The organism is Nostoc sp. PCC 7524 (genome assembly GCF_000316645.1).
In the GTDB taxonomy this organism is placed as follows: Bacteria; Cyanobacteriota; Cyanobacteriia; order Cyanobacteriales; family Nostocaceae; genus Trichormus.
The window spans coordinates 2,456,877-2,473,547 of the sequence record NC_019684.1; the positions used below are offsets into that span (position 1 = coordinate 2,456,877).

Below are 16,671 nucleotides of genomic sequence, written 5' to 3' on the forward strand. Positions count from 1 at the left end.
ATTTATGCCTCCTCGTTGGCCTCGCAAACCCGATCGCAATGATCCTGAATTCCGCAAGTTAGACGATCGCATGAACTTTGCTGTTCATGTTGCTGTTGCTGCTACGATTAACTCTGGCTTGTGGTTCTTCCATAATCTGACAGCAGCTAATTGGGAATGGTTGCCCCTAGTGACAGCTGGTTGGGTTTTAGTATTGTTGGTGCATCTCATTTATATTGCTGCGATCGCTAATTACTCATCTACACCCCCCAAATCCACCTGAAGATGGACTACAGAAGCTGGGGCAATTGTAACCTGTGGTTGTGATGCGTGCCTGATGAGAGTGGCTTATAGAGTAGCATATCAGTAGCCAAAAGCTATTGTCTATGGTTGCGGCTGGCTATGCGGTAACATCTGTTTCAATTCCGCCAAAAGTAATAATGCTTTATTTCATCTATTTCACCAAACTCATCCTCGATTGCGCGAACGGTAAGTAATTAGGTTATACCAATTCTTTATGAAGCTGCATATTATTCGATCCCCCCTAACCCCCCTTGAAAAACTATGCGTTACCCACATCTTTCTTTACAATCTTAAAACCCTTGCTCTATAAGCATCTTAAGGACTGAAACTTTAAGCATACTTGACAAATCATCATTTATTCTTCTCGCTAAAACAGTGTTTTTATTGAGAATGAAAAACGAACGAATCAGGGTTCTAGAGACGTGAGTTCATACTCTCGAAATGTTAAGAAAGATGTTTATAATGGATAGCTTGAAAAAGGGGGGAACTAGAATCAAAGTCCCCCTTTTTAAGGGGAGCCACTGCGTTGGGCGGGTTTCCCGACTTGTAGCAAGTGGCGTGGATTTAGGGGAATCTAAATATGTGCAACTTCACATGAAATTGGTATTAAATACATATTATAAATTTTAGTCCACGTAAAAAAGACAATATTAAAAATTCTCTGAATAAAGTTATTTATCTCGAATATATCAATACATATTCTTCATTAAAAATTTAGTTAAGTTTCTACGTAAATTTACTATTATCTAAGTAAATTACTTGAGTAATAGACTCTTGCTTTTCAGTTCATATTTATGAATGAAGCACTGGACTAAAGATACTTGAATCACAGTAATACATACAACGTAAAAAAGAAAAGATGAGAAACGCAATAAAGTTTATCGGTGTATTATCCTGGGGTGGCTTACTAATTTCTAGTCCAGCACAAGCAGCAGATTTGGATTTTAATAATGCTACTTCTCCTTGGAGTACATTTGGCGATGTATTCGTTGCTGACCCTAAAGAGGTACTTTTGTCAACTGATGCCATCCTAGATGATGATATCCAGTTGGGTGCAATCAGTGGACAATTTAATTTTTCTGGTCAGCCTGCTGGTGAGGTAGGGTTTGTTAGTCCAAACTTGGCTGAGTTTTTGGGAATAGATGTCGGTTTATTAGATATCAATGGGTTTGCTTATGAGGGTTCTGCTATCAAGCGAACCATTGATGTAAAAGCTGGAGATTCTTTGATTTTTCAAAGAAATTTTTTGACTAATGAAAATTCTGATTTAGTCAGTGGAACTTTACGCGGTTCATTGAATGATTATAGTTTTTTATTGGTAAATGACCAAATTAAAAAACTAGCAGATATTAATGATGCAACACAGTCCTTACCTAATTTTATAGTGGCGTTTGATAAGGAAACTGGAATTCAAACTGTCAAACACACTTTTAATAATGCTGGAACATATACAATAGCTTTTGGTGTACTTGATATAGATGATTACACTGTTTCATCTGCTCTTTCTATTCAGAATGTGACTTTAGAGAGTAGCCCAATTAGTGAAACTATACCTGAACCTACAACTATCTTGGGAGCTTTGGTGACTATGGGGTTTGGTGTTTTATCTAGAAAAAATCAGTGGATGAAAACAAATAAAAATCAAGTCTGATCACCTCTTGCTATCTTTGGCGATAGTTTCCGGACGACTGGAGGCTATCGCCTGATATTTTAAAATAAGTGAAGGGTGATGCCTGTGAAAAATAGCGATTTATATAATTATCTCACCAACCTAGTTAATTTACCAGCTTTAAGGAATTGACCAATCCACAATTTTTAAATTAGGAACTTTTTGAAAATCTTTAAAGTTGCGCGTCACAACTGTAGCATTTAAAGAAAGTGCAATGGCTGCAATTCTTAAATCTTGTGTACCAACACGAATTTTTTGTTTTAATAAATCGTTATACGTATCAAATGCTGCTTCATTAAAATCAAGAATATTAGCTTGACTTAACAGATTAAATGTTTCTTTTAATAAAGCATAAGCTGTAACTAATTCTTGTTTTGATTTGGTGCGGTTAATTACATCTAAACGACCATACATTTGCTCAACAATAGTTATTACTGTGACTGCAATTTCCGCAGGATTGACAGCACTTACTTTACTAACCACTACTGGATGACCTCGTTGTAGTAGTGAAACATGGTCAGTATCAAGTACCCATTTTGTCATCTGATTTTTACCTATGCAAGTATACTCTTACTCTTGCAGAAAAGTATCTTCTGTAGATTTATCTATTTCTTGTCGATAGTTTTCTATGGCTACAAGCATTTGCTCAAATTGTGGGTCATCTTTAAAAACTCCAGCCATTGCTAACCAGGGGTTTTTTTGTTCATGAGATGGCAATTTTACAGATAAAGAAACAATTTCTGCACCAGCTAGATGGCTTTCTAAGCGTTGCTGAATTTGAGTTAATGCTGTTGTGCGATCGCTTGCTTCTACTTGTAGTTCGGGTAATCCTGGTACAATAGCCACTGTTCTACCATCAGCTTCTTGTTTGACAATAACATTTACTAATACTTCGTTATTGTGTTGGCTTCTGTTTGGTGATGTTGCAGATGAAAAGGAATTCATAGCATTTTTTTCAGTTTATGCTCTTTCATTGTAAGTGAATCGGCAGAAGTACCGGGTTTAAAATGGCGATGCCTACGGCGGGGCATAGCCCAACGCTCTCATTCTCCATAAGCTGACCATGGCGTTAGCGGTAGCTTACCGTTAGGTATCGCCTACAGTAAGCTAACGCTAACACACCAGTAAAATCAAAACATGGTTATCTGCGTGGATTCAGTGACTCTAAATATATTCTTGCTTCTCGATAACCATCTTCAAAACCACCTCCTTTGAGGGGAATATCAATAGAAGTCGGGATACCAAGAGCAGCACCACCTCTTTCTAGCAAATCAATTTCACCAAAGAAAGGATCATCTTCAGACACAATTAAATCAGGAATTTTTAGTTGAATCTTAACCACATCTAGACCCGCACCGTCAACAAAACCAGATACCAATCCTTGTTTTATATCTACGGCGTTAAAACGGGATAGTTCATTTTGAATCTCTTCCATTTTTTCTATAGTTCTATCAATAGCAGTACCCCATTCAGCTATAACGTCACCTCCTGCATTAGCAATTTCTAGGATATTACCGATGAAAACAAGGTTTGTTGCACCAAATCCTTGTAGAAAACCAATCAATGCACCAATAAAAGAGCCTGGTTCTCCTAATACAAACAGATCAATAATTATCTTGTACTCAATAGCTGCGATTAATCCACTGGGATCTGTTGCATTAACAGGATTATTACCTACATAACGGTAAAGATTGACATCTTGTCCAGCAAATCCAATAGGATCTTGACTGATAAACCTGCCTAAATTCGCATCATAGTAACGAGCGCGGTAGTAGTACAGTGCTATTTCTTCGTCGTATTCTCGCCCTGTAAATGTAAATCTATCTCCAGCACTGGGATTAGTTTGAGCAAGAATCTGTCCAAAACTATTGTAGTCAATACTATTAATCAATTCACCAACAGTATTGGCTACATCTCGTACTGTACCAAGACGGTCAGTTAAATACCAACTTGTTCTTTCATTGGGACTATAACGAGCAATTAATTCATCTACCTTCGCACCGTGTAAGTAGCGATTAATCACTTCTCCAACTTCATTTAGTTCAGACCAGAGATTATTACCTTCATTGATGAAATAAGTTGTTTCACCATTGACTGTTTTAGAAATTCGACGACCAAAGCCATCATATTTAAACTCTACAAATTGAGTTGTATTGCCATCAGCATTTTTATTTACAACTTCTATTAACCGATTACGAAAATCATAAACATAGTTTGTTACATTACCTGTGGCAATATTAGTCTTAGTAACTAAACTACCTTCAGCATCATAACTGTAGTTAAATGTGCCATCGGATAATATTTGATTATTAGCACCAACAACAAAACCGTTGCCTATGGGGTTGCCATTTTCATCATAGTTATAATTTCCATCCGGCAGTATAGACCTGTCAGCATTAGTGAGTTGGTTTACACTATCATAAGTGTAATTTGTGGTTTGTCCTTTGTAGATTTCACTATTAATCAAACTAGCTGCATTATAGTTGTAGTTGTAACTTGCCAGAGTAGAACCAGCACCATCGAAGTGGGTTATCTCTGTTAAACGTTGCAGTGCATCATAGTTGAATGTGCTACTACCAATAAGTTGTGTTCCTGTTAAATCTGAGAAGCGTTGAATTTGAGTGCGATCGCCTCTGCTATTGTAAGCATAGTCAATACGTACGGGATCAATCCCTGTTCCCTGCCAAGTTTGGCTAGTTAATAAGTTACGGGGGTCATAAGTCGAGTTAACACTGACTCCCAAGTTATCACTAGCAGATATTCTGTTACCTGTGCGATCGTAAGTGTAGGTTAACACTACAGGTGATAATCCCGATATTTCTGTACTAGCTTGGATGACTCTATCTCGACTATCGTAGACAAATGTATTGGTAATATCGGGGTTTGTTACTGAAATTAAATTACCTACAGCGTCATAAGTGAAATTAATTATCTGAACTGGGGTATCGTCAACTAACCAGTTTTCCTGCAACAAACGATTAACTGCATCATAAGTAAAGGTGCGTTGACGGTTATTACGGTCAATGATTGCAATTAAATTATTCACCGCGTCGTAATTGTATGTAGTGACGTTACCCAAGGGATCAGTTTGCATAATTTGCCGTCCCAGAGCATCATAAGTAAATGCTGTCCGGTTTCCTAACGGGTCAATTACAGCAGTTTGATTCCCCGCTAAATCATATTCAAAATAAGTTGTGTTACCAGCAGCGTCAGTAATTGCTGTAATTAAACCATCACCCCGGTAAGTCGTGGTTGTTGTATTTCCTAATGGGTCGGTTTCACTAATGCGTCTTCCCAAAGCATCATAACTCAACTGTGTAACCCCATTGAATGGGTCTATGCGGCGAATTAACTGACCTGCATTATCGTATTCATAACTTTCAGCATTACCTAATGAGTCAGTGACGCTGGTGATTAGTTGAGCATCATAGGTGTAAGTGATTTCATTACCCAAGGGGTCACGTTGAGCTATTAACCTGCCGATGGAATCGGTGATATAAGTTGTTGCATGACCATTTTCATCAACAAGGCGAGTAATTTGACCAAATTGGTTATATTCTATTTGCTGGGTACTACCATCAGAGAAAGTTATTTGAGTTGGTTTACCTAATGTTGTATTGGCGTAACTAAAAGTTATTGCATTGCCATTTGCATCTATAAAGCTGTTGACTCTACCTAAATTGTCATAAGTAAAGCGGTTGCTCTGGTTTGTGGCATTAATTACTTGAACTAAATTACCATTGGCATCGTAAATAAATTGAGTTATATGTCCTAATGAATTAGTGTCTGTTATGACATTGTTGAACTGGTCGTAAGTAAAAGTACGACTATTTCCTAAAGCATTGGTAATACTAGTAAGATTTCCTCTGGTATCAAATGTCCGAGTTGTTGTGAAGCCTCTGGGGTCAGTGACAGTAATAGGATTATTGTTGGCATCGTAGGTAAATGTTGTGATTGCACCAACTTGGTCTCGAATCGAGATTACATTGCCTCGGTCATCCCATACGGTTGTTGTAGTGTTACCTAATGGGTCAATCTGCGTTTTGCTGGAACCAGTGGCATTGACATCATAAGAGTTGGAAATAATATTGCCTAATGCGTCCGTAACACCAATAACTCGCCCTTGAGGATCATACTCGGTTTTAATAACTATGTTGCCCCTTGGGTCTACGATTTGCTCTAAGTAATGAGGACGACTATCAGAGTAAGTATGAGTAGCAGATAATCCTGCTTGGTCAGTCACACTTACTAAGTTACCCTGAGCATCATAATTGTAGATAATCCCTTGACCAGCCGGATCGATAATCTCGGTTATCCGCCCTTGGGCATCTCGGTTAAAATTGACGGATTGACCAGTAGAACTGAAAATTCCCGCATCAGTGTAAGTTAGCTTATTACCGTTACGGTCAGTAATATCTAGTAGTCCTTTGTACTGGTCATAACGGTAGGTAGTTCCGTCCTTAGTGATGAGGCGATACTGTGAGGGGTTGTAGGTAAAGCCAAACAGATATAGTCCCACAGAACCATCACTACGAATACTCAAAGGTGTGTAGTCTACCTCCAACCTGTCATAAACACCAGCATCTGGTGTAAATGTGGGTTTGTAACGCACACCCAGCAATCCGGCTAAGTCAGGGACAGGATTAAAGGTAAAACCAACACGACGACCATCTGGTGTAGTTAAAGTAACGCGAGTACCAACTGTAAAGGAGTTACCGCCAAAGAAATTATCACGGCTTAAATCTACACCTGTAGGTGCAGCTTCCTGAATTTGAGCATCTTGTAAGCCTAAACTCCAACCGTAACCAAAGTCACCAGAGAATTTCGCATCCAGACTATCGTAACGACGTTGTATTTCAATGGGGATTCCTGTTAACGGAATAGATAAATCGGTAAATTCTAAGGCGAAACGTCCTGGTTTATTTTGGGAATTGATACCCAACACCACACCTTGAACGTTGGCATTACCGCTATAGTCTTGAGTATAAACCCTGATGTAATAGCTATCGTTACGATACAAATTGGGATCTATCTGAGCCAATACGCCATTATCAACATTAGCCCTTCCTTCCGCAATGGTGATGTAATCCGGGTCGTTAGCTGCGGGATTACTCAGGTTAATCAAGCTAACAGGTGCAAGTTCAACCCGGTAAAATTCCAAATCTGGATCATTAATTGTTCCCACAATATCAGTAAGTTCACTAATCACGGGATTGAGGGGGTCAAATCCACTCAAATCGAGTTCCGTGATTGGTGCTTGTGTATCATTGGGGTTAATTACTCGTATAGAGATAGTTTCTGTATCCGTATTACCCGAAAAATCAGTAGCTGTTGCTACTACTTCAAATACCCCAGTTTTGTTGAGGGTGATAGAAGCAGTATTAATTAAGCCATTAGTAACAGTATCAGGGGTAAGAACTAGGGAATTACCGTTAAAAGAAAGGTCTAAATCAGCCAAGCCAATGTTATCAAAACCCTGGATTTGTAAGTTTAGTGTTTCTCCCAGTTTTAATACCGTACTGTTGAAGCTGAGATTGACTTGAGGAGCTTCGGTGTCTTCAGCTAAGTCTCTAACTACTTCTATTCTATAAATCTGAGTATCAGCTCCACCTCTGCCATCACTGACTGCAATTTCTAACGTAAATTCCCCAATTTCTGTAGGAATCCAAGTAATTTTTCCAAATTCGTCAATTTCCATCCCATCAGGGAAATTGATTAAGCTGTAGGTAAGAGAGTCTGCATTAGGATCTGTTGCTTCTATCTGATATTCGTAAGTTTCTCCTAGCGCAATACTGATTGTTGGGGTAGAAGTAATAACAGGCGGTTGGTTATCGGAACTTTCAACAATACTTAAGGTATAGTTCTGGACTGCTTCACCACCTTTACCATCATTGACAAGGATTTCAACTGTTTCCTTATTCTCGGTTTCCAATACCAGTCGCTGAATTCCTGCATTACCGCTAAAGGCGAAAAGATATTCGGCTGCTTGTGTTGTGTTATTGGGGTTAGCACTCAAAAGAGCAAGTCCGATAGAGAAGAAATCACCACTAGCTGCATTAATAGCGGCGATCGCTGCTTCATTGAGTTCAAATTCTAGGATTTCGCTGGGATTTCCCCCTGTTGCCACATCAAAAGTACCATAGCTTGTACCAGTGCCTAAATCCTCGAAAATCTCTGGTGATACAAGACCGATTCTATTTGTATAAAGCTGATTGATCTCAGTAGTAACCTCAAATAATCCTAAAGTTTCAATCGGGTCTCCACTGGTACGATTCTTGAGCAATTGCAACTTAGCAGAAGTAACTTGGCTACTCAAAGAACTCAAATCGAAACTAACAGCACTGCGGAATACAGGTCCTACTGGTAGGTTAGTAAAAACATTAAATCCTTCACCTATAGCATAGTCACTGATTGCGTCTGTAAAGTTAAATTGACTGATATTAGTAAAAGTTGCTTGATTATCTGCACCAGGCCTAATTTGACTATCAGAGGTGTCAAAATTAGACGTAATAGCTGTTATTGTTGGTGTATAAGAAATGCGACCCGTTTGAGGATCAATAACCATTCCCTCTGGGGCTTGGTTAAGGCTAAAAGTAAGCGGATCTCCATCAGGATCGTTTGCCCGTACAAGATATTCATAAGGTTGACCCACAACTGCTTCTATGATGGGCGTTGAAGTAATAATTGGGTCTTGATTTATGGCAATTTGAACATTACCAAAGTCAATATTCTCAACAATTTCTCCTGCTTCTAGTTGAACAGTATAGAAATCAGGGCTAGCAATACTTCCCGGTAATACTTCTACACTAATCAAATCAAATCCCGGAGAAGTTCCTCTATTATCTAAACCTTGTACCCTAACAGCTATTACTGGTTTGGTAAAATTAATATTTGCTAAATCTAGAGAAACCAGTCCTCGTTGGTTGATTGTACCAAGAAGTTCAAAATCTATCCCATTACTACTAACAAAAACATCAGCAAATTCATTCGCTGAATCTATAGGATCGAAACTGCGAATGAAAATATCATCCCCTGGCCCGTCAATTATAACTTCATCCGTAAAACCAACAGTGACGTAAGAACCTAGCGGTAAAGCTAACCAGTCTACTTCGGGATTACGACCAATAATAGGGCTTGGTGGTGGCGCACCTAAAATCACCTCTGGGTTGACTGGTTCAACTGTGTATCTTCCATTACCATTAAAAGGAGAACCAGATGGTAAGCCGCCTGTAGAACCATAAGGTTCTATTAAAGGAGAAGGAGCATTACCGCCAGATACAAATTCTAAAATAATATCGGCATAACCATCACCAGGCCGAGTTACATTCCTCAGAGGAAATGTTTGTTCAAATCCATCTGGTATTATTTCACGAACAATGTAAGTTCCAGGTGCAAGGTTGTTAAATTCATACTGCCCTGTCTCATCAATATCAAGGGTGTTGGGGTCATCTTGTGCCGTGACTTGGACGGGTTCTCCAGAGTCAAGTATGCCATTATTATTAATATCTAAATAAATACTAACCCCTGCTAAACCAGGTTCTAAAACACTTCTACTGCCTTCCCCAATACCACCAAACGCATCTAATATGTCATCAATAGAAGTAAATTTTGTGCCATCAGGGTCAATCGTTTGAATCACACTCAAAGACGCATCATTACCTACCCCAAAGGCAGACAAATTAAATCCTTGTGCCTTTAGACGTTCTACCTCATCAACAATTGATCCACCCCGGTTCTGTTCTCCATCGGTTAAGAAGATTACGTTACCATTACCTGTCTGTGTTCCAATAGAAGCAAAAGTTTCTTCCACTTTGCGTAGTGCCACTTCTGGGTTAGTTCCAGTGTTGTTGCCCACACCAAATGCTCCAGAGCGAATGGAGCGTAATATTTCCTCTACATCGGTTGTCCCATCACTATTGCTGTCTGTGCCTAGTGTGGTGGTTAACTGTAAACCATTTGTGCCTAAGTTCATGTCTGCATGAGCTGCAAACCCACTATACACAACAATGGCCACCTGCGCCCTATCTCCCAGTCCTTGACTATTCAATTGTTGGTTAAGAGCAATAAAGGCAGCAATTTCTGCATCTAACCTCGTATTTTCTAAACCATCGCCATTAAAGTCACCAATGGGAGAACCGACAAAACCAAAATCTGCACTCCCTGATACATCTAAAACGTAGACAACATCAGGATTGGCTCCTTGTACCAGTTCATTATCTCTAACCCCATTCCCGTTTAAATCATTCCATTTAATACCTCTAATTGTTCCGAAATTAGCAAAAGCCGGAACTTCTACCGTAAAAGTTTGGATATCTGTTCCACCACGACCATCGTTGACTTCTACGGTAAATTCATAAAACGGCTTTAAATCTGCTGATGGGGTAAAGCTTAAAACTCGATTCTCATCAATCTCTGTTCCCAAAGGCGCATTCAGCAGCGTATAGGTCAGATCATCCCCATCAGGATCGGTGGCTGTAATTTGGTAAGTATAGGTTGATTGAGTTTGGGTATCAAAGATACTTTCAGGCGTGCTGGTAATTTCGGGTGCGCCGTTAATTCCTTCTCTGGTCAAAAACTGTTGCGATCGCCCTTGATTTCCGGCTGTATCTACTGCCACTATCGTAAAAGGTGCTTGGCCTGCTACTGGCATGGGAACATCAATAAAGCTAAAATTCCCTTGACTATCTGCCGTGAGCATTTGTTGGGTTTCTAGCAACGCCACTGTTAACCCTGGCTCGGTTTGTCCCTCCAGAGTAACGAAGCGATCGCTTGTAATTCCATCCCCTAATATTCCTGTATCACTTTCGGGAGCTAACCCAAATGTTAGGGGTGGAGGTGTCAGATCAAGGATGAAGCTTATCGTTACTATCTCAGATTCTTGCCCAGTGATATTTTTGGCTTTTAATTCCAGGGTATAATCTCCATCTGGCAAAGCACCATTACTTAAGACATCGTACTGTTCCAAAGAGATGGTAAAACTGCCGTCTTCATTCAACGCATCGCTAATATCAACAAAGCCGTTACCGTTAAGATTACCTTGTAAAGTGGTGGCATCTGTGATCTGTCCGTTAACAGTGGGATCTTGGGTGAGGCGATCGCTGTTACTTACTCCCGTATCATTAGCAAGAGCTGCGCTAATCGTTGGCAGTTGAACGTTTTCATTGACATCAGTGACATTTATAGTAAAGTTCTTGCTGTAGGTTAGGGAACTATCGCTGACATCAGTAGCTGTAAGGGTGAGGGGAACTGTGGTTTCAACTTCATAGTCTATGTTACGCTCATCCTTGAGCTTCAATTGGAGTGTACCATTATTGTTAACCACTTCAAAGCGGTCATCATTGACAGTAACGGTGTTGTTGAGGAAATCTGCTACCAGATCGGGGTCAGTTACTGAGATTGTCCCCACCACTGCTCCGACTGCATTCTCCTCTACCTTATCCCCGTCCAACAGAATATCGGTTGGTGCTTCGTTAACGTTAGTAATGCTGATATTAAAGACTTGTTCGTAACTCAATCCCCCAGCATCTGTGGTACGGACACGAATACTATAACTTGACTTAGTTTCAAAATTCGGTGAATCATTGATACGCAGTTCATTGCCAACAATGGTGAATGCTGTATTATCTGTATCACCCTCACCAGCAACTAGACTGTAAGTATGGGTATCGCCAACATCAGGGTCAGTTGTGGTGAATGTACCAATGGTGGTATTATCTGGCACATTCTCTGCACTACTAGCAGGAATCAGACTCAGATTTGTCGGTGCTGCGTTGACTGGTTGAACTAAGCGTTGGAATGTTTGACTAAACTCCCCTTGATTCCCTGCTAAGTCTTTTGCAACTACAGTAAACAGATTATTTCCTTGAGTGAGTGAGATATCTGCAAAGCTAAACTGTCCTAGATTATTGCTTGTATTGCTAACTCCTGTTTGTTGCAAGGACACAATTAAATTAGCTTCTGTTGTCCCTACTAAGTTGACTGTCTCAAAGTTAGTTTGCAAATCTCCCACTGGCGCAGAATCAAAGTCTGGGTCAAGTTGTAGGTTTAAATTTGGTGCGGTTGTGTCTAGAACAAAATTGAAGCTGTAGACACTGGAGATATTGCCTTTATTATCGATAGCTTGGAGTTTTAATGTGTACGCACCATCATTGAGACTACCACCGTTAATTTGTCTTAACCGTGCCGAAGTCAAACTAAAAGTGCCATCCGGCTGTAGTGTATCAAAAATATCTACCGTAACTGGTTGATTATTTAAACCAGCTTTGAGACTGACGAGATTGCTGGTTGCAGTTACTTTACCGTTAATTGTTGGGTCAAAGGTGAGGCGATCGCTGTCACTGACTCCTGTATCATTGACTAAGTTTGCTTCTATCTGTGGCGGTTCCCCAGGATTGGGTATAAAGTGACTAGAATAGCTACTTAAGTCATTTGGCGTAACGTTTTCTACATATATATAAGGTCTAGCTGACAGTGACCCTGTACCATCACTGTCTATGAGAATAATTGTGCCACCTGTATAAGTGCTGAATTTGATGTAACCATCCGCAATGGGATTGAGTCCTTGATAGCCAAAACTACTCAATACTTGGCTTACGTCAATCACATCCTGACGCAGTTCAAAGTCCTTGATGGTGTCGCCTGCATCCCTAATGCTTTGGTAAACAAATACATCAGCACCTAACCCACCTGTAATGATGTCTGCACCAGTACCTCCAATGATGCGATCGCTCAATGGTGTACCTGTTAAAACATCACGTCCACCTGTGCCAACAATTTCGTTAACTGATTGTTCTACCAGCAAAGTTTGACCATTGATTGTGACTATCTTGTGGTCATCTTCTACTTTGATGGCTTGCAGTTGTCCTGGTGTTAACTCAACCCCATCAACAATTGCAGCAAATAACTCTCCTTCATCTCCAGGAGTATCAACCGGATTTAATTGTGAATCTATATAATGTCCGAGTTCTTCAGTGAGAACTGTGGCGATCGCATTTGTAGGATTCTGTTGGACAAATTCTTGTGCCAGATAAATTGTATTTGTCTGCTGACTAAAAGCACCTTGGGCTTCGAGTTCCTGACCTGTAACAACTTCTATTGCTAGTAAGTTTTGACCCTGAGCTAAATCTTTAATCAGGGCTGTGGCTGTTTCTTGTTGCCATCCTGAGCCAAAGGCTACTTGTAAGCTGTCAATATAATTTGGTTTTTGCAGAAAATCCTCAAAGGATTGACCCACCTGTGAAAGTGCGAGGTTGATGGCTTCCCTATTAACTACTGGTGATGTTCCCACCAGAGGATCTACTAGCGAATGTAACCCAGAAAAATTAGAGTGAATAGCGAAATTCGGTGCTAGGGTTGTAGGCGTAAGTGACGGAATCTCTATATTGTCAACCCTCATCAGACCAGAAGGCCGTTCTCTCAATCGTTCAGGCGACGGAAATAAAGATTGATCCAAAAGTGGATACTGAAAATCGAGGGAGGAGTTACCTTGGTCAAAAACGTTAAATTCGTTATACATTTGGGATTTCCACCCTAGTATCTGGTTACGTCACTATGAGATCGCGTTTACACTTTTTTTGGGTACTGTTTGATTGATGGTGTAAATGCCCTCAATCCTGATTATTTGTCAATTTGTGGATGAACCAGAGACGTTGCTAGGATGCCACCTCACAAAGTTTTCTGTTTGATTACACATGACAAACAACCATGTAAATCCGAAAAATTGACGTAATCAGTTTTCCGTATTTATTTATAGGTGTACAAATAAAAATAAGTGCGATTTGGCGCGAAACAATAAAGATTATACTGAGTTAGTCACGAAGCCAATGCTAATTTTTCATAAAGAATACGTAAATAATTTGGTAAATATACTTAAGTTTTTTTGAAGAAAGTAATTATGGTAAGTGATTTGCTATACTATGCGAACTGTATCTAATGTATTGAATCAGCAAAATTACTAAACGCCTTGGTGAGACTTTAACTCTCAAAAATTAGAGTTTAATGGAATTTCAGTTTAAGGTTAAAAAGTATGGTTCTTCAGTACCTAATATGCTAAAAACACAATAAATAAAATTAAAAAGTGTAAAAATCCTTATAAAAATATTGCGGTGAGACCTATTCTACTTGAGAGGTTGTTTAAAAAGTTTTTGGCTGTGACTTTAAGTACATTCAGATCCCCCCTAACCCCCCTTAAAAAAGCTATCCATTATAAACATCTTTCTTAACATTTCGAGAGTATGAACTCACGTCTCTAGAACCCTGATTCGTTCGTTTTTCATTCTCAATAAAAACACTGTTTTAGCGAGAAGAATAAATGATGATTTGTCAAGTATGCTTAAAGTTTCAGTCCTTAAGATGCTTATAGAGCAAGGGTTTTAAGATTGTAAAGAAAGATGTGGGTAACGCATAGCTTTTGAAGGGGGGCTAGGGGGGATCAAAACCTTAACTGAACCGTATTGACATATAATCAAAGACTTGTCCTGGGGTGAACAACAAGTATTTTTAGAAATAAATAGACGGCAGTTTAAATGCGAAGTATGCAAGAAACCTTTTAGTGAAGATAGAAGAAGTCAGTATAGATTTATGGCAAGGCTATAAAAATTTAATTATAGAATTGATGCCAGAGGCACAAGTAGTGGCAGATGTATCAGAAGCGATCGCACTATCCACGTAGGAGCCTAAATTCATTTATGGGGATTCCTTCTGACTTGAAAATCAAACTTTGGTAAAAAACTAAAGAAAGTATGTGGCTATTGTCGTTGAATGGCGACACAGCCGAAACAAAATATTGATTACAGGTTTAAATTGCGACCGGAACAGGTTCAACACTAACTTGATAACCAAGTTTTTCTAGGCGTTTAATCAAACGTTTCTTGACACTTACATGTCGATGTTTGTCGAAATAATCAGCTCCTAAATCTTTATAAGGTTCTTGACGTGATATGAGATGGTAAGCGATCGTTAAAATAGAATGTGCAACAGCAACCGCAGCGCGTTTTTTTCCGCGTCGTGCCGACAGACGACGAAACTGTGCAGCAAGGTAAGTTTTAGTTCGAGCCAAAGCATGGGCAGCTTGAACCAAAATAGTTCGTAAAACTCGATTACCTTTGCGAGTGCCGTCACAAAGCTTCTTACCGCCACTTTCATAGTTTCCAGGGGCAACCCCAGCCCAAGCAGCCAAATGTTCGGCACTTGGGAAGCGACTCATATCCGTGCCAATTTCCGAGACAATGATCTCAGCAGTTCGACGAGCAACACCAGGTATGGTGTCAACTAACTCAACCGCTTGGTCGAAAGGGCGGCAATATTCCTCAATTTGTTGGTCAAAACATTTAATTGTTTCGTCTATGCTATCAATTTGACACAGTAGCTGTGCAAGAATGAATCGTTGATGAGGACGAACTCTACCCTCAAGTGCTTGAATCAGTAAATCGTGCTTTTTTCGCATGGTTCCTTTTGCCAAGTCCGCCATCAGTTCAGGACTAGCGCTACCTTCAACAATCGCAGCTAGCATTGCTCGTCCTGACACACCCATTACGTCACTGGCAACTGAGGCAAGTTTGATATTAGCAGCTTCCAGCACTTTTTGGACTCGATTCACTAAGTTAACTCTTTCGCGAATAAAATTGCTACGATGACGAGTTAAATCGCGCAAATCTCTTTGCTCCACAGGGGGAATAAAACTCGCACGTAACAACCCATGTTGTAGTAGTTCGGCAATCCACTGCGAATCTTTGATGTCTGTTTTGCGTCCTGGCACCGCTTTTATATGACGGGCATTAACTAACATAACTTCAAAGTTTCCTTCTAGGATATTAAATACAGGTCGCCAGTACTCTCCAGTACTCTCCATTGCTACATGAGTACAATTGTGACTTGTTAACCAGTCAGAAAGTTTTAACAAGTCCTGAGTCATTGTAGTGAATGTGCGTATTTCCTTGTGCCATCCGGACGAAGACTTCGGGGTAATTACACAAGCTACCACCGTCTTTTTGTGTACATCTAGTCCTGCACAACGATTGTAGACTACCTGCATATCTCTTGAGCTACTACAACTTTCAAAATTGATAGGGGGCTAATACGTGGATATCTAAATAGTAGATTCTGACTTGCGTGCTCACTAAAACCAAAAAATTGCTCAGTGGCGACAATTGGTAATTCCTCTCGATATCCAGGTTAGACTGCCCTTCAGGCTCTGATGCTCTAATAAGGAAACAACCTCGCTTGTATCAGCCTTATCTTGGAAGTTACCACATTTTCATTCATGGTGATGAAATTTTTTCATTGGGACTGCCCTCTGACTTCTTAAATAAAAACTATATCTCTTCCTGATTAAATAGTTCTAACAACCCAATTGTGCCTACAAAAAAAGTATAAATACCATATTGTAGTGGTATCCTGTTTTTCGCTGGTGCATAAATAGTTGCTATTACGGCTTCTAAAAAATGGATGGTGATAACAATTCGCTCTATCCAAAAAATTATAGTTAAATTATTTAAAATTGGCTTGTTATTTACCAACGTATAACCATTCCATAATTCTAAGATAATTGCTCCAGTCATAAGCACGACAGATATTATTTTTATAAAAACAACTATTTTGGGGTTGACCTTTTGAAAAAGCATATTATGAAGAAATAGTTTGATATTAACCATATTGAATTGGTATGTCATTTTCTTAGAGGAAACTTTAGCCAAAATAGCGAATACTTAAAGTTCTCAGTA

At 39.6% G+C, this 16,671-nt stretch carries 7 protein-coding genes and 2 pseudogenes; 4 read left to right on the forward strand and 5 right to left on the reverse strand.

All coding sequences use genetic code 11. The features are described 5' to 3' along the window. Positions 1-4 precede the first annotated feature (4 nt). Entirely contained in the window at positions 5-262 is a 258-nt protein-coding gene (locus NOS7524_RS09745) for a hypothetical protein (RefSeq protein ID WP_015138310.1), read from the forward strand. Positions 263-1,141: 879 nt separating this feature from the next. After that, positions 1,142-1,933, forward strand: coding sequence for a PEP-CTERM sorting domain-containing protein (locus NOS7524_RS27785; RefSeq protein ID WP_015138311.1), 792 nt, complete (start codon positions 1,142-1,144; stop codon positions 1,931-1,933). A gap of 138 nt (positions 1,934-2,071) precedes the next feature. Here NOS7524_RS27785 and NOS7524_RS09755 read toward each other — a convergent pair whose 3' ends face one another. From NOS7524_RS09755 to NOS7524_RS09765, 3 genes are all read right to left on the reverse strand, one after another. Then, positions 2,072-2,494 carry a type II toxin-antitoxin system VapC family toxin gene (locus tag NOS7524_RS09755; protein WP_015138312.1) on the reverse strand — a complete coding sequence of 141 codons (423 nt, stop codon included), beginning with the start codon at positions 2,492-2,494 and terminating at the stop codon, positions 2,072-2,074. Positions 2,495-2,521: 27 nt separating this feature from the next. Next, positions 2,522-2,896 (reverse strand): hypothetical protein, encoded by a 375-nt coding sequence (locus NOS7524_RS09760; RefSeq protein WP_015138313.1) that lies wholly within the window; start codon positions 2,894-2,896, stop codon positions 2,522-2,524. Between the two features lie 196 nt (positions 2,897-3,092). After that, on the reverse strand, positions 3,093-13,466 hold the full coding sequence (locus tag NOS7524_RS09765; protein WP_015138314.1) for an Ig-like domain-containing protein: 10,374 nt from the start codon (positions 13,464-13,466) through the stop codon (positions 3,093-3,095). Positions 13,467-14,407: 941 nt separating this feature from the next. Between NOS7524_RS09765 and NOS7524_RS31180 the strand changes: the two are divergent. Beyond that, positions 14,408-14,509, forward strand: a pseudogene (locus NOS7524_RS31180) (transposase family protein); the annotation flags it as partial. After that, positions 14,499-14,591 (forward strand): annotated as a pseudogene (locus NOS7524_RS29350) (transposase); the annotation flags it as partial. The pseudogenes NOS7524_RS31180 and NOS7524_RS29350, both read left to right, overlap by 11 nt. Positions 14,592-14,747: 156 nt before the next feature. On the opposite strand, the gene NOS7524_RS09770 reads toward NOS7524_RS29350, so the two are convergent. After that, positions 14,748-15,983, reverse strand: coding sequence for an IS110 family transposase (locus NOS7524_RS09770; protein WP_015136751.1), 1,236 nt, complete (start codon positions 15,981-15,983; stop codon positions 14,748-14,750). Positions 15,984-16,263: 280 nt separating this feature from the next. Beyond that, positions 16,264-16,602 (reverse strand): hypothetical protein, encoded by a 339-nt coding sequence (locus NOS7524_RS09775; RefSeq protein ID WP_015138316.1) that lies wholly within the window; start codon positions 16,600-16,602, stop codon positions 16,264-16,266. Positions 16,603-16,671 lie beyond the last annotated feature (69 nt).

Coding starts and splice junctions, on each gene's coding strand:
- NOS7524_RS09745 (WP_015138310.1), top strand. CDS start 5: ATGCCTCCTCGTTGGCCTCGCAAACCCGATCGCAATGATCCTGAATTC.
- NOS7524_RS27785 (WP_015138311.1), top strand. CDS start 1,142: ATGAGAAACGCAATAAAGTTTATCGGTGTATTATCCTGGGGTGGCTTA.
- NOS7524_RS09755 (WP_015138312.1), bottom strand. CDS start 2,494: ATGACAAAATGGGTACTTGATACTGACCATGTTTCACTACTACAACGA.
- NOS7524_RS09760 (WP_015138313.1), bottom strand. CDS start 2,896: ATGAATTCCTTTTCATCTGCAACATCACCAAACAGAAGCCAACACAAT.
- NOS7524_RS09765 (WP_015138314.1), bottom strand. CDS start 13,466: ATGTATAACGAATTTAACGTTTTTGACCAAGGTAACTCCTCCCTCGAT.
- NOS7524_RS09770 (WP_015136751.1), bottom strand. CDS start 15,983: ATGCAGGTAGTCTACAATCGTTGTGCAGGACTAGATGTACACAAAAAG.
- NOS7524_RS09775 (WP_015138316.1), bottom strand. CDS start 16,602: ATGGTTAATATCAAACTATTTCTTCATAATATGCTTTTTCAAAAGGTC.